The organism is Chitinophaga sp. G7 BAM 1005 (assembly GCF_057126945.1).
This window is the reverse complement of record NZ_CP181478.1, coordinates 4,642,981-4,657,220: the sequence shown is the minus strand read 5'-3', so window position 1 is coordinate 4,657,220 and position 14,240 is coordinate 4,642,981. Positions and strand designations below refer to the sequence as shown.

General features: G+C 40.1%; 12 protein-coding genes. 4 read left to right on the top strand and 8 right to left on the bottom strand.

The genetic code is table 11. The features are described from left to right. Positions 1 to 23 precede the first annotated feature (23 nt). The gene (locus tag ACMXI2_RS18525) at positions 24 to 347 is read left to right on the top strand and encodes an ISAon1 family transposase N-terminal region protein (RefSeq protein ID WP_483777571.1); all 324 of its coding nucleotides are present in this window, start codon (positions 24 to 26) and stop codon (positions 345 to 347) included. Positions 348 to 387: 40 nt separating this feature from the next. Further along, positions 388 to 1,323: an ISAon1 family transposase gene (locus tag ACMXI2_RS18520; RefSeq protein WP_483782390.1), complete on the top strand. Its 936-nt coding sequence runs from the start codon at positions 388 to 390 to the stop codon at positions 1,321 to 1,323. A gap of 125 nt (positions 1,324 to 1,448) precedes the next feature. Here the strand turns inward: ACMXI2_RS18520 and ACMXI2_RS18515 are convergent, their stop codons facing one another. From ACMXI2_RS18515 to ACMXI2_RS18495, 5 genes are all read right to left on the bottom strand, one after another. Next, complete coding sequence (locus ACMXI2_RS18515) at positions 1,449 to 1,859, bottom strand: hypothetical protein (RefSeq protein WP_483777570.1); 411 nt, start codon at positions 1,857 to 1,859, stop codon at positions 1,449 to 1,451. A gap of 142 nt (positions 1,860 to 2,001) precedes the next feature. Continuing rightward, positions 2,002 to 3,969, bottom strand: coding sequence for a hypothetical protein (locus ACMXI2_RS18510; RefSeq protein WP_483777569.1), 1,968 nt, complete (start codon positions 3,967 to 3,969; stop codon positions 2,002 to 2,004). Next, positions 3,960 to 5,618, bottom strand: coding sequence for an nSTAND1 domain-containing NTPase (locus ACMXI2_RS18505; protein WP_483777568.1), 1,659 nt, complete (start codon positions 5,616 to 5,618; stop codon positions 3,960 to 3,962). The genes ACMXI2_RS18510 and ACMXI2_RS18505 overlap by 10 nt, the downstream gene beginning before the upstream one ends. A 17-nt stretch (positions 5,619 to 5,635) precedes the next feature. After that, positions 5,636 to 7,411: a S1 family peptidase gene (locus ACMXI2_RS18500; RefSeq protein ID WP_483777567.1), complete on the bottom strand. Its 1,776-nt coding sequence runs from the start codon at positions 7,409 to 7,411 to the stop codon at positions 5,636 to 5,638. Continuing rightward, positions 7,411 to 8,586 carry an MBL fold metallo-hydrolase gene (locus tag ACMXI2_RS18495; protein WP_483777566.1) on the bottom strand — a complete coding sequence of 392 codons (1,176 nt, stop codon included), beginning with the start codon at positions 8,584 to 8,586 and terminating at the stop codon, positions 7,411 to 7,413. The genes ACMXI2_RS18500 and ACMXI2_RS18495 overlap by 1 nt, the downstream gene beginning before the upstream one ends. A gap of 579 nt (positions 8,587 to 9,165) precedes the next feature. On the opposite strand from ACMXI2_RS18495, the gene adhP reads away from it, so the two are divergent. Continuing rightward, positions 9,166 to 10,200: an alcohol dehydrogenase AdhP gene (gene adhP / locus ACMXI2_RS18490; protein WP_483777565.1), complete on the top strand. Its 1,035-nt coding sequence runs from the start codon at positions 9,166 to 9,168 to the stop codon at positions 10,198 to 10,200. A gap of 45 nt (positions 10,201 to 10,245) precedes the next feature. Continuing rightward, positions 10,246 to 11,628, top strand: coding sequence for an NAD-dependent succinate-semialdehyde dehydrogenase (locus tag ACMXI2_RS18485; protein ID WP_483777564.1), 1,383 nt, complete (start codon positions 10,246 to 10,248; stop codon positions 11,626 to 11,628). A gap of 69 nt (positions 11,629 to 11,697) precedes the next feature. Here ACMXI2_RS18485 and ACMXI2_RS18480 read toward each other — a convergent pair whose 3' ends face one another. From ACMXI2_RS18480 to ACMXI2_RS18470, 3 genes are all read right to left on the bottom strand, one after another. Then, positions 11,698 to 12,159, bottom strand: coding sequence for a recombinase family protein (locus ACMXI2_RS18480; RefSeq protein ID WP_483777563.1), 462 nt, complete (start codon positions 12,157 to 12,159; stop codon positions 11,698 to 11,700). A 37-nt stretch (positions 12,160 to 12,196) separates the two neighbouring features. After that, complete coding sequence (locus ACMXI2_RS18475) at positions 12,197 to 12,538, bottom strand: hypothetical protein (protein WP_483777562.1); 342 nt, start codon at positions 12,536 to 12,538, stop codon at positions 12,197 to 12,199. Between the two features lie 163 nt (positions 12,539 to 12,701). Further along, positions 12,702 to 14,237 (bottom strand): discoidin domain-containing protein, encoded by a 1,536-nt coding sequence (locus ACMXI2_RS18470; RefSeq protein WP_483777561.1) that lies wholly within the window; start codon positions 14,235 to 14,237, stop codon positions 12,702 to 12,704. Positions 14,238 to 14,240 lie beyond the last annotated feature (3 nt).

Genomic DNA, 14,240 nt, shown 5'->3' with positions numbered 1-14,240 from the left:
AGAACTTTCGTAAACTTGTAGAGATGCTATTACCCGCAGGGGTTTTAGAGTATTTTGACTTAATAGATTCAAGCCAGGACCAAGAGGGTATAAATATATATCTGGAGGAAAAGAATAAGATTCCAGTAGAACATCAGCATAAAAAAGCACACTCCAAAGGCTTCTTCTCAGAAATTGCAATTCAAGATTTTCCTATACGTGGTCAAAGGGTCACCCTACATGCCAAGCGGCGGCGGTGGGAGGTTTTAGAGGATGGAGAAATAATAACAAGAGATTGGGAAATAGTAAAAAAAGGCACGCGAATGACTCCAGAGTTCGGTGCTTTTTTAAAAGGATTACTTAGATAAATATCCTGTAAGCCCAGTACAATTAGGCCATTTCTATCAGATAGACGGAAAACAGTTAGGCCAGCAATACAAGCATCATCTTAGTGATTTTACAACCTGGGATCAAAAGGAACACGCTTGTGAATGGATGCTATTCGAGCAAAATATCGGCACCACTTTAAGCATAGACGAAACAGCCTTTTCAAGTGGAGAACTGTATACCATCGTTACTAATAAGCTAGCTAAAGGACGTAAAGGCTCAATAGTGGCTATGATCAAGGGTACTCAGTCTGAATTTCTGAAAGAAATTCTATTTAAAATTCCTAAGCGTCTTCGCGGGAAAGTACACGAAGTCACTGTTGATATGTCCGGCAGTTTGAATAAGGCAGTAAAAGCCTGTTTCCCTAATGCTCACCGGGTAATAGATCGTTTCCACGTACAACACCTGGCTTTTGAAGCGGTACAGGAAATAAGAATAAAACATCGTTGGGAGGCTCTGGAACAGGAGAACCTGGAATATGAACAGGCAAAACGAACAGCAGTAAAATATGAGCCTGTCAAGCTACCCAATGGCGACACCGCTAAGCAGCTGTTAGCCAGAAGCAGATATTTGCTATTTAAACATCCCAGGCTATGGACCAGGGAGCAGCGGCAGAGAGCGGAGCTCTTGTTTAGTAACTATCCTCTTATTCATAAATCTTACCAGCTATCCCTTCGATTGGGTGAGGTTTATAAGCACTGCAAGTGTAAAGAAGAAGCATTTAAGAAACTGGCTTTGTGGTATAATGACGTAGAGGAAGCGGGGATATTATCCTTCAAAACCGTTGCCAGGACTATCAGAACTCATTATCTGGGCATCCTCAACTTCTTCAATAACAGGGCTACTAACGCCGCTGCCGAATCTTTTAATGCAAAAATAAAGTCCTTTAGAAACGCCCTAAGAGGGGTACGGGATGTGGAATTCTTTCTTTATAGATTAACTAAACTGTATGCTTAAAATTTACACTATCCCCCAACTTTTCAACTTGATCCTGTTTCGGCTTACTTAGTTTTATTTGGGTTGACGTATCTTGTTAAAGATATGATTTTACAACTAAAATTAAGCAACAATGAAGGTGTGTTTCACAAAGTTGTTCGATTATCCTTTGTATCTAGCAAGCTATTAGTAGTTAAATTTAGCTCGCTAGTAAAATTTTGAAGGTCTCGTATGATTTGCAAAAAAGCCATAGTCATTTGGCTTGTTTTTTCAGTATCAAGTTTTAATAAAGTATCATAGTAAAGGGGGAAATTATTTGAGATATGTCCAGCCAAAACATTTCTGATATTACCGATTTCCTTAGGATAACCAAATTTCTTTTGAAAGTCTTTAATTGCCGCCCGTATTGCTTCATATGAATTTTTCTGATTTGAATACTCCTTAATTAGCAAGTTATATATTTCCTTATTGTATTTATGATAAGTATTTAATGTTTCATAAATAATGAGATATACTGCTTTATTGCTATGTATTATTTCCCAAGTATGGACCGCCAAATATAAGTTTTTGTAAATCACCATTAATTCTAGAGAGGAAATGGTAAGCAAGGCATTAAAGCAACTTACAGCTATGAACAGGATATACAGTTTACACAGTTATCTTAACACTCCCTCTGTAACCGTTTTTTTCAGATAGGGATTAATGGACTAATTTACTTCTTGCATTACTATCTATATACACATCCGACTCCACCCATCTTGACTTGATGGAAGCTGGTATCTCCAAGATTCTTCCATCTTCAAACTCCTTCTTCACTAACCTGAAAACCAGGTCGGGTTTAAGTACAAAGTTCCGTTTATAGTTTTTATCGGTAAAAATCGTGTAGGTAATATCGTCCTCTTGCTCAAATGTCACAACATTCTCGATAGTCGTATATAAATTTGCTCTAAATAAATCCGTATAACCGGCCAGATGAAATTGCAAAAATATTTCACCGAAATTATTAACAGGAGTAGTCAATAACGGGTCTGACTCGACTATTGCTAAATCTGTCATTCCACTAAAGTTAAATTTCGTAAAATAAGACTTATTAACATCTTTAGTATCCTTATCCAATATAGAACCACGTGACTTCAGGTGATATCTTGGCCGTTGCCATAACCGGGAATTATTCCTGGATACAGTCAACACTTGCTGACCAATTTTATCAACCATCACTTTTGAAAAAGCGTAATTTATTCCATCAGAAGATTCAGTGCTTTGCAAATTACTGATGGGGATACCTTTAAAATCATAAATAGTAATTTCACCCGATCTCCTTGCCAAAACAAACGTACTGTCGCCATCAACAGAAATTATCTGATCCACAGGCCTGAGCCCTTCAATTGAATACGTTGCTCTAGAATCCAGATTAACTATTTTCGACCATCCATCTGTTGACGTGGCAATGATATTATTGTCATCAAGAAACTTCACGCTACCAGAAGCGTCATTACCTAAAGTTTCCCTTAATGGATAAAAGTTCATTTTTCTTCCTGCATTTATTCCATTGAGGTTAAAAACACCTACAACGTCTGCCTCACCCCTGATACTACTTCTTAGATAAAATATCGCTTTAAATCCCCTGATATCAATACTGGTAATATGTTTCTTTGGTGGGGCTGGGACAAATATCCCTGTTGCCCCATTCGCTGCGACCCAAATATTCCCAGGATAATCATTGCTCAGAATTGCAAATTTAGAGGAGACTGCGTACACCAATGACAAGCTATTGTATTCTTCAGGAATGAACAGTTTAGTTAACTTTCCATCATTTGAATTCAGAATATTGAACTGCAATTTACCGTCGACATCAAGCGCTGGAATTGTGACTGTCCCTTTTTCATCCATTGACAGATAGAGGAACTTCAGTTCATTCGTGGAAATCAGTTGCCCCTTCTGGTTCATTAACGTTATAGTGCCGAATGACTTTCCGTACTTCGTTTTTGACCAGACTAAAATATTATTATTGGGCAAGAATAAAATATTATCTCCACTTACCTGAACTTTTTGATTTTTCCCGGTATGAAGATCCTCTATTTCCAGACCTCCAGTAGCTGTAATCCCCGACACATAACGACCATCCGAAGATAAAGCAGCATCCTTATAGTCGTCCCAGCTCTTATTATAAAACCAGGAATTCATATTAAAAGCCTTCAGCATGGCAATCAATGCCATCCTGTTGCGTTGAATTTCAAGGGAACTGAAAGCAAACGACATCGCCATCGTCGGATCTTTCTCACAGAATACATATGCAGCATTTGCATAGGCCTGCGACTTCGCTACATCTCTCAATCTCTCAGCTTTGGTTTTTTCCACCTGTTCGCTTAAAAGCCGGTTTCTTGCGAGAAGGGTAGCTTTTTCGGCAAGTAGCCTGTTAACATCCGCCTCGTCTTTCAACTTTGCAAGGCCATCAAAAACCTTTTTAAATCTGTCAATAAGATCTGGTTGTTGTCCACACTCTCTGGCTGCAATTTGTGCAGCCTGAAACTCGACTATGGCTTCTTTATATTTTTTCCCGATGAGAAATTCATCCCCTGCTTTAACGGCCCTCTCATACTTAGGACACTTTTGTCCGTAAGAATTCAATGAAGCAACAAAAAGTATTAAGCAAAAATTTATTCGCATATTTTTTTACGTTTTACCAACTCATCATATAATAGATCCCCGGGTGTACCTTTTAATGTATCTAATGCTCTAGTGTAGCTATCACAAGCATCGTTTAGCTTTCCAAGCCGCGAGAATTCATCTCCAGATTCTTTAAGGGCACTGGCAGCGTGAATCCTGGTCTGAAGTATTCTGTTATCTTCTGCATTCCTAAAAGACACGTAATAATAACATGTAGTAAGAAGGAACATAAGTACCACTGCAGAACCAATAACTACATAATTCAGATTACGCCTGACTTTACGTAACTCCTCCGATTGTTTCTTTTCAATTTCCTTTTTCGCTGAATTGACTTTTTCCCGACTATCTGCGATTAAATCACGTTCCTTCTCTAATAAAGAATTACGGCTATTCAAAAGCTCAATGTGTCCATCAATAAAGTTCAACTGATGCTCATCAAAGTATACGGGAATGGTATTAAAACTAGATAGCTGATTCTTTATCAATTGCTTCACCTTCAAAAAACTCACCTCATCGCGATCTCTTTTTTCAGCCACTTTCTGGGCAATCGAATCATGTACAAATTCATATAGTCTACGTTCCTCTATATATCGTAGGATCTTATTTTTTTCAAAAGTCTGAATAGTAGAATCAAGTACATCATTGGGGATTTTCGGCACCTTTTCATAAAGCGTTTTCATACTGATAGGTTCTTTGGTACCCTCCAACGTTGCAAATTGCGATAAAATCATCCAGATATCGCTTTCCGTAAGTTTTTCATTCACAAGGATACGCACCTGACTTTCAACGAAATCGCTCAGCACATCCCCCAGATCACCCTGATCTTTAATTGCCTGCAGCGTCAAGGTAGTAGTTTCCTCTCCCGGTTTTAATAACGCTGTATATAACTTACGCAGATAAACCTGTAAATACGGTAACTGAATTCTGATTACTTTATCATTTCCCTTTATTACGCTAAAGATGGAATTACAGATTGCATCTTCCTCTCCTTCTTTCAGCTTTATACTCGAATTTGGAAGAGAAGTAGCACTTTTTAGAACTTTCTCCACCTGTAAAAAACCCATCGGTTCCACCCGGATCTTTTTCTTGAAGATCTCGGGAATTTTTCGTTCAAAGTTTGCAAGGTGTCCAAGATATTCCTCACGCAGGCAAAATATCATTTTTACTGGCTCTTCCACTTCCAGTGTTTGCCTTACTAAATCAATGAACTCATCCTCCTCCGTTTTGTCGCCTAAGATGAACAATTCTTCAAACTGATCAAAAATCAGATAGATGGGTTTAAATGTGCTCAAATACAGTAATTTAAATAATGGGGAAAGTCCCATTGGGCCATTCTCTATTTTCTGCTCTTCCCATTCTACTTCATTAAGCGTCTTTTCCACTTGTTCTTTGACAGCTTGTAAAAAGGACTTATTCAGGTTATTATTCCTTCTTATAAACATGCAGGACCAGTCATATGAATCGAACTTCTGTGCAAGACCGCACTGAATCAGACTTGTTTTACCTGTTCCCACTGGCCCATAGACTAGTAGAATATTAGTCTGAAACACCATTCCATACAATTCCTTTTGCTCCTCATCGCGTCCAAAATAAATATCTGCGTCTGACTGAGTATATGAATCCAATATTTTAAAGGGATACTTCTTCATTTCAGGTGATCTGATAACTAACTTAAAATTGTATTTCTGGCGAGTTGAAACAGTGTATTTACTTTATCCAACTTGTATTTAGGGTACATCTCCATATTTTCCAATATGGTATTAAGACCAACACTTACATCTATCTGATTTCTTATTATTGATTCAATATCATTAGGGTCTTCGATAAATGAATAATTCAGGCAATCACCACCATCATCAGGCCTGTTATAAAAGTATATTTTTGACTGATCCACGGACTTAAATGCATTTATATCGATCAGAAATGGGAATAAATTAATTCCTTTTTGAAAATCTTCATCATAAATCACAACCGAATCCGTTGTGATTGCATCGCTTCCACACGCCTTTTTATCTCCCTTCTGGCTATTATTATTTGGAACAAGTTGATAATACCTATGGATAAAATATTTTTCTGACTTATACATTTCATCATACATAAGTCCTTTTACGGAAACCATATTATACCTCACCAGGAACCAAAAATGTGAAAGGAAAATGCTAAGATTATCCTCCACTTCACAACAATATTCAAAGGTGGGTAGCCCTCTCCCCAGATCATCCAGATTTTGCATATACTGAACTGCACAATAAAATGAATCTTGATTACTGACGCTTTCCTTCAACCCTGCTAACTCCGCAATAGGGTATATCAAATTATTGGAATGAAAAATGTTCAGTAATGACTCTAACAGATCAAAATCTGAACTTATCTCAGCATTAAACTCATCATCGAAAAACCCTGTTAAAATCCTCCGCTGATTTTCAGCATAGATAACATTATTACCTTCTTTAACATTCCACAATTCAGACAACAATATAAAACAAGAGAAACGAAGTACCCGTTTGGTTATAAGGGCAGCACATTCCAAATATTTCCGCAATATTACGACATCCTTCATCAACGGGACATCCTCACCTATTGCTACCAACTTTGGTATACCAAATATTGCAAAAAAACTTTTATTAATAAATTCTCTTGCCTTCAAATTAAATTTCCATCGTCTTTCCCAGTTAACATCTGCTTGTTCCGCTAACATAAGACTATCCCTGGCACTATCATCGGCTTTCCCAATGGCTTCCATCAGTCTTCGGATAAGCAATAAATTGATGGTGATATTTTTTTCTCCGCTTTGAACAGCCCCCTTGGCCTGTTCATTCTGTGTTGCTGCGCTCGACACATTTGCTATTTTTGTAACTAATATACCGTTATTAACAAGGAGGTCCTCAAAATATCTTACAGACAGTGCATACAATTCACGTGTAGTACCATTTTGATTCAACTGAGTATTTATCAGTCCAACAGCATGACCATCAACAATCAATGGCGCACCCGATAATCCTTCATAACTATCAAATTTTAACCCAAGGTCAAGTTGAATATCAAACTTGTCTTCAGGGCTATCAAAAATCTGATTGATTATATTATCATTAGAAATAAAGTTCTCTCCATGCATCTGCTTTGCTATGGGGTATCCCCTTGAACACCATTGCTGCTTCAATTCCAGGCTTTTTATGGCAGGCTTTAAAAAAGTTTGCACCGAGACCCCCTTCTTTAAAGACAATAATGCAATATCCAGGCGTTTATATTTTGCATCAGATACAACATACTCAGCTTCACATGTTTCCCCAATGGACGTAAACTTAAGATTGATCGAAGCTACTTCATGATCTGCTATTACATGATATGCAGTAATTGCAGTTTTATTATTCAGCAAAAATGCTGTCCCGGACTTATTTCCGCATTGCACTAAACAAATACTGTCTTTAATTTTGTTGATCATTACAATTCTATTTCATTCAAATGACGCACTGTAAAATTATATTTAGACTGTAAATCAGTTTTTTCTAAATATTCGAACACCTCTACTCTATAGTTAAAAATAAGTTCCTTTCGATATTTTGAAGGCTTTACCAATATTTTTGAAATAGTCTCCATTGATGGGTGATTATGGCGAACACCATTTGTAGAGATCAAATATCTCTTCGCATTCACCAGCTGCATCAACTCACAAGAAGTATTCGCCCTACTACCGTGATGCGATATTTTAATTAAGTCAAAATCGAGACTTTTGCCCGCATCTTTCAATGAACGAAGTGTTTGAACCACATTATCTGGAATAGAGTCACCTAGAAACAACAATTTTTTTCCATTATACTCTAGAATAAAAGTTATAGAAGACGCATTCACTTTTGATCCATCCTTCCGCTCTTCCCGCGCATATTCCTCTATGGTTCTATTTTTGCTAATGCTGATCTCCGAAAAATGTGTACTTGCGTCCGTATCTTTTTTCAGTGCATATTCAAATGCATCATCAAATATTTCTTCTTCACTCAATTGAAAATCATAAAAAATACTTTCCAGTTTTCGCTCCCACTTCTTTCCTAACTCCGTCAGCTCTTTAACCCCAGGGGTTAACAAGGTCATTTTCACCGGAAATCGGAACTGTTCGGGTTGATTCTCTACACTCGCAGCCAGGCCATTGAACGAGCTATTCCAATTGTACTTGTGCTTTAAAATTAGACTACCAAAAGATACAGCCGATCCGACGGAAATATCGCTCAATCCGTCAGGTACTCTTCGACCTATATTCTGATTAATAAGTTGCTTTAAAGCCTCTCTCTCTTCCTTTGAAATATGTTGGGATTTGTGTTTATTGAATTGCAGATGTCTGTATGTATTATGCCATATCTCTTCTATTCCTATTATAGAATTATTGCTTCCGTTTTCCTCCAGAAATGGAATTGCACCTTCAATATGATCTTCATCAATATGTGTGATAACCAAAAGATCTAATTTTCGATCTTTTTTTTTCAGTGCTATGAGTTCATCCTTTATATAGGTAGTATAGGTATGTTTTCTACCCATGTCAATTAAAATATTAAAATCACACGCTGTTCCAAAATGTATTAAAAAAGAATCACCATCTTCGGCGCAAAACATCTTAATCTTTATCATCCGGAATAAACGTTAAATGGGGAAACAAAGAGTTTATAGTTATTTTCATAGTCTGTTTGGGTATTGAATACCAGTTAAATATATGATAAAATTAACAATTCATCATCACTGATATTAATATTCCGGGAACTGTATGAAATTCGTTCTTCAGTATAACAAAATAGAAAATATCGATATTAATTCATTCAAAACGGTCTCTAGGTCAATACAGATTCATTATATAGCCACCCTAAACTTTCAATAATAGAAACTTTTATATTTACTCTGTAAGATCCTGTAACATTACTAATAGGGTTATACCATCTTTTGTGGATGTTAGTCCCATCAACCAGCAGAGTTCGATTTTCAACTAACAAAAATAGTGTCGGACTTTAACTATAAAAAATCCTTTTAGGAGGGAATGCAATTAATATTTACGTTGAATCTTCTCGGCAGCATCTTAGCCAGGAAAAGCTGATATCCGTCATTACTGTAACTGTCGGCTGTCATTGAATGCCAGGCTATCCTGGTGTTTCTTTGCAGTAATCTATTGCATTTTATGCAAAAATTATCCATCATTATCACTTAAATACACAACAGATGATACCCAAAACAATGAAAGCCGCCGTTCTGCATGCTTTCGGTGCAGCGCTACAAATTGAGGAGGTTCCTGTGAAAGAACCAGGCGAAAACCAGGTTTTGGTAAAGGTAATTACCAGCGGCGTCTGTCATACCGATCTTCATGCCTGTGAAGGAGACTGGCCGGTGAAGCCCAAACTCCCCCTGATACCCGGACACGAAGGTGTAGGTTACGTGGTGGCCTTGGGTAAAGGTGTACAACATGTCAAAGAAGGTGATATTGTAGGTGTGCCCTGGCTGTTCAGTGCCTGCGGTTACTGCGAGTATTGCATCACTGGATGGGAGACTCTTTGCGAATCTCAACAGAATGGTGGCTACAGCGTTGACGGAAGTTATGCTGAATATGTAGTTGCCGATGCCCGTTATGTAGCCCGTTTCCCTGCTGGTATCAATTTTATGGAAATGGCGCCGATTACCTGCGCGGGGGTTACTGTGTATAAAGGGTTGAAAGAAACAGAGACCAAACCTGGCGAATGGGTGGCTATATCCGGTATTGGTGGGCTAGGACATCTGGCTTTACAATATGCAAAGGCTATGGGGATGCATGTAGCAGCAATAGATGTATCAGAAGATAAGCTTGCCCTTGCCCGCAACCTGGGTGCAGATCTTACCGTTAATGCCCTGCATGATGATCCGGGCACTTACCTGAAAAAGGAAACAGGTGGTATGCATGGCGTACTGGTAACAGCTGTATCGCCTATCGCTTTTAAACAAGGCCTTTCTGCCTTGCGCCGTAAGGGTACCATCGCGCTGAACGGATTACCGCCGGGCAGTTTTGATCTGCCCATTTTCGATACAGTACTCAATCGTTATACAGTAAGAGGTTCTATTGTTGGTACCCGGAAAGATATGCAGGAGGCTATTTCATTTGCAGTGGAAGGGAAAGTAAAGGCCACCATTCATGCGGCGAAACTGGAAGACATTAATACCGTGTTTGATCAAATGAGAAAAGGGGAGATAGAAGGCCGTATCGTATTACAGATTGCAACACCTTAGGGTTTGCATGCAGTATCTAAATTATCTAAAGAAAACTGAAAAATTATGTCTATCCAAACGATTAATCCGGCTACGAACAAAGTAGTGCAGACATTTGAAGAGATGACAGAATCCGCTGTCGATAAAGCCATAACTGTTGCAGTGGCTGCTTATACAGACTGGCGTAAAGCCAGCTATGAACAACGTGCCGCCCTTTTGCATAAAGTAGCTTCGTTGATGCGTGGCCAGCGCGACAGGTTGGCTCGCCTGATTACCCTTGAAATGGGGAAACTCATTTCACAGGCTTACGGCGAAATAGACCTGAGTGCGGACATTATCGATTATTACGCCACCAATGGGGAGCAATTCTTAGCCGACAAACCACTTCAACCGGAATATGGTAAAGCTTTTATCCGTTACAGTCCCATCGGTGTCTTATTAGGAGTGGAGCCCTGGAACTTTCCCTTTTATCAGGTGGCCCGTTTTGCTGCACCCAATATTATGGTAGGTAATGTGGTGCTGGTCAAACATGCGTCTATCGTGCCGCAATGTGCTATCGCTATTGAAGATTTGTTCAAAGAGGCAAATGCTCCCGCAGGTGTTTATACCAATCTTATGATTTCCGGTAAAAGGGCGTCGGCATTAGTCGCCGATAACCGCATCAAAGGTGTTTCACTTACAGGCAGCGAAGAAGCCGGTGCCAGTATAGCTATGGAAGCTGGCAAGTACTTAAAAAAATCAGTGCTGGAATTGGGAGGTAATGATGCCTTTATTGTGCTGGAAGACGCTGATATCGATAAAGCTGTGGAATGGGCTATGGTAGGCCGTTTGAACAATAACGGGGAATGTTGTGTTGCCTCTAAACGGATTATTGTGGTTGAGCTGGTAGCTGATGAGTTTCTCCGGAAGTTCAGAGAAAAGTTCACACAGGTAAAAATAGGTGACCCAATGGATCCTGCAACGGAATTGGGGCCATTGAGCAGTGAAGCCGCTGCCGTGCAGCTGGCCGACCAGGTCGCCCGCTCTGTTGCACAGGGTGCTACCGTATTAGTGGGAGGCAAGCGTTGTGATAGAGAAGGGGCGTTTATGCAACCTACTATACTCACCGGCCTGAGGCCCGGCATTGCCGCTTACCATGAAGAACTGTTCGGACCTGTAGCTTCCTTCTATAAGGTTAAGGACGAAGCCGCAGCTATCGCGCTTGCCAATGACTCTGACTTTGGTTTGGGTGGTTCCGTGTTCACGCAGGATATCGAACGGGGCAAAAGAGTGGCCGACCAGATAGATACCGGTATGGTATTTATCAACCATCCCACCTGGACACAGGCAGATCTTCCTTTCGGTGGTACCAAACGTTCCGGATACGGACGCGAGTTATCGGAATCGGGTATCGAAGAGTTCGTCAATAAAAAACTTATCCGGATTAGTGAGCTTACCGATCCATTTTAATAAAACGTATATCGTCTGCAGGCGAAAGATGGTTTCTTAAATCCAAAAGAAGTTCTGCTGACTACTCTGTCAGATACCAATTTGTGTTCTTCTTCGAATATTAATTAATTCGTGATTGGTCATCATAAGCTTAAAAGCGCGCATCATAAGGGTCGTAGGATCTTGTGTATCCGTATCAATATGCTCACTGGTGGATAAGATCTTTACACCAAATTCTAATTCTAACTCTTTTATCTTTAAAAGCATTTCTGCCAAATCGCAGCTAACCCAGTTATAGTCGATTATTATCAGAAACCTGACCTTCCCCTCGTGTTGCTTGATAAAGCGCTCCAGCGCCTGCCAGCCAGGACCATCAAAGGGGTTGCTATGTTCGCCGTTGTCCTTATAAATATTTATAAGATCAAGATTGTTACGGTCGCAGTATTCACGAATGGTCTTGTCCTGATAAGGTAGCGTATAGGAAGATTGATCTTTGATGCTAATACGGAAGTAACCAATTGCATGGTGGACAATATTGTTATGTGCTTTCATGTTATTATTTCGTTGTTACTGATCACTATTTCAAGAATTAATTTGCAATTAAATCCAAAAATTTCTTTTCCTGCTCACCCATACGCATGCCGGGCTCTATTGATACGCCTGTTTTGGAAAAATTGTACTGCGGGAACAGTTGGAACAGGTGAAACAAGTTTGGATTGATATTACGCCCCCAGGCAAGAGAAGGACTTCCTTCTGACATCGGAAATGCTGCAGTATTTTTAGCATCGGATGATTCGGCTTTTATAGTTGGTACCAAAATGATTTCGGACGACGGTCTTACTAGTAAGGTTGTATCAAAAGTAATTTGATGGGCATGAGAATCGCATAAACGAAATTTCTCCTCATCGGGTACCTGAATAGAATCGGGCAAAAAATTATTTTTGATACAACCTTTTAATGCTTTATTGATTTATTCTAATCGGACGATACTGATAAAAAGTATATTGGGACCTTTTTTGCACCGGGTTCCGCTCAATTCAATAGCCTTCTGCTTCCTTTACTTTCGCCCGGCCCGAGATGCTTTTAAGATCGATTTACCAGGCGCCTATTTCAGCCAAAGCACAGGAACGGCCATCGTCATAACTGTTGGCAGTTACAATGCGGAAATACCTTGCCTGCAATGGCTGAGGGAATGAAATAAACTGGGACAGATCTGTTTTTCTCAACGTAAATACTCCTGCCTGTTTCCACGTTCCGTTTTCTTCTTTGGTGTATACGGTTACCTCTTTTATTCCAGGCCATACGCCTGCGCGGTCTCTGAATGTCAAACCATTCAGTGTATGTGCTTGCTGCATATCGATAGTCAATTGGTGCGGATGTACCGGTTCTCCGCCTGTATACTGCGTGTGCCAGTAGGTAGAAGGATCTGCATCCAGCACATTTACTGCCGGGTAACCGGGTTCTTGTGAATCAACGTCGGCAATGGTCCATCCCGCTCTTGCAATTTCCGGTTTTGATCCGATAGCGGGATCCAGTACAGGATGCTGATTAATGAAAGAGTAGTTATAAATGCCTATAGACATCCTGCTACCATTAGTCCCCAATGCATCTATCCGCAATTTATACCCTCCCTCTGGCTCCCATAGCTCACTCACCGGCATTCTTACATAAAAACTATCTTCATTGATCGGTGCGGCAAACCAGCTGGGAGCATCATATGCATCTGCATTGGCATCCGGATCCTGATAGAAATTAATTCCATTTACCGGCTTATCTGTATAAAAGATTCCTGATACCACTATATCGTTGTTTTCATAGCTGATATGCAGGGTTTTTGTATAGGCTGTCTTGTATTGTTGGTAATCATTTACCGCGGCGCTATTGAATAACTGGCAATTATTCAAGATAGCACAGGCGGCTTTGGTAAGCATGGATCCGGTGGTAAAATCGGATACGCTCATGAGCGAATTGCCCAATGTAGCGGCGTCGCTTTTCCGGCCTTTATCATGTGGCAATCCCAGTCCATGACCCAGTTCATGCGCGTTGCCGGATACCCAGCCTCCTGCCGGCCCATATTTCTTTATATCCAGTTGACTGTGATCCAGGACAAAAGCCCAGTTACCGACACCATAGTAAGGTACATCTGCATGATCAATATCCGGTACGGGCGTAATAACCAGGTAATGATCACTTTTTTTCTCCTGCGGATGTGCCGCGAAGTAGTCCTTGATTTCCGTCATCATAGGGCCGCTACCTCCTTCGTAGGGATATCCCGAGGCAGGGAGCACTCCCTTGATAACGGTAAGCGTTACACGCTTTCCGTTATCATTTGTTTGCAGGGAAAAGGTTTTTCCTCCAAAGCCGTTACGTTCCATCTCTTTGCTGTAGAAGTCCTGGTAAAAGAAAAGCATTTCGCTCATTCTTCGCTGATAGTCCAACAATGAATCCTGCCCCTGGGGAAGGAAGTAGATAACATTCAGTTTATAGGGGCCGGTATTTTTACCTATGGTATCTGCTTCTTCTTTTCCGGGAGGGGTATCTGCGCTGCTTTTCCTGCAGCTATTCAGGGTAAGGAACAAACAACAGCTGAGTAGAGCGAAATATGTTAAAGAAAACCTGATCAGCTTCATAGT

Excerpts from the sequence above, each read along its gene's own strand:
- ACMXI2_RS18525 (WP_483777571.1), top strand. The coding sequence starts at position 24 with ATGCTATTACCCGCAGGGGTTTTAGAGTATTTTGACTTAATAGATTCA.
- ACMXI2_RS18510 (WP_483777569.1), bottom strand. The coding sequence starts at position 3,969 with ATGCGAATAAATTTTTGCTTAATACTTTTTGTTGCTTCATTGAATTCT.
- ACMXI2_RS18505 (WP_483777568.1), bottom strand. The coding sequence starts at position 5,618 with ATGAAGAAGTATCCCTTTAAAATATTGGATTCATATACTCAGTCAGAC.
- ACMXI2_RS18500 (WP_483777567.1), bottom strand. The coding sequence starts at position 7,411 with ATGATCAACAAAATTAAAGACAGTATTTGTTTAGTGCAATGCGGAAAT.
- ACMXI2_RS18495 (WP_483777566.1), bottom strand. The coding sequence starts at position 8,586 with ATGATAAAGATTAAGATGTTTTGCGCCGAAGATGGTGATTCTTTTTTA.
- adhP (WP_483777565.1), top strand. The coding sequence starts at position 9,166 with ATGATACCCAAAACAATGAAAGCCGCCGTTCTGCATGCTTTCGGTGCA.
- ACMXI2_RS18485 (WP_483777564.1), top strand. The coding sequence starts at position 10,246 with ATGTCTATCCAAACGATTAATCCGGCTACGAACAAAGTAGTGCAGACA.
- ACMXI2_RS18480 (WP_483777563.1), bottom strand. The coding sequence starts at position 12,159 with ATGAAAGCACATAACAATATTGTCCACCATGCAATTGGTTACTTCCGT.
- ACMXI2_RS18470 (WP_483777561.1), bottom strand. The coding sequence starts at position 14,237 with ATGAAGCTGATCAGGTTTTCTTTAACATATTTCGCTCTACTCAGCTGT.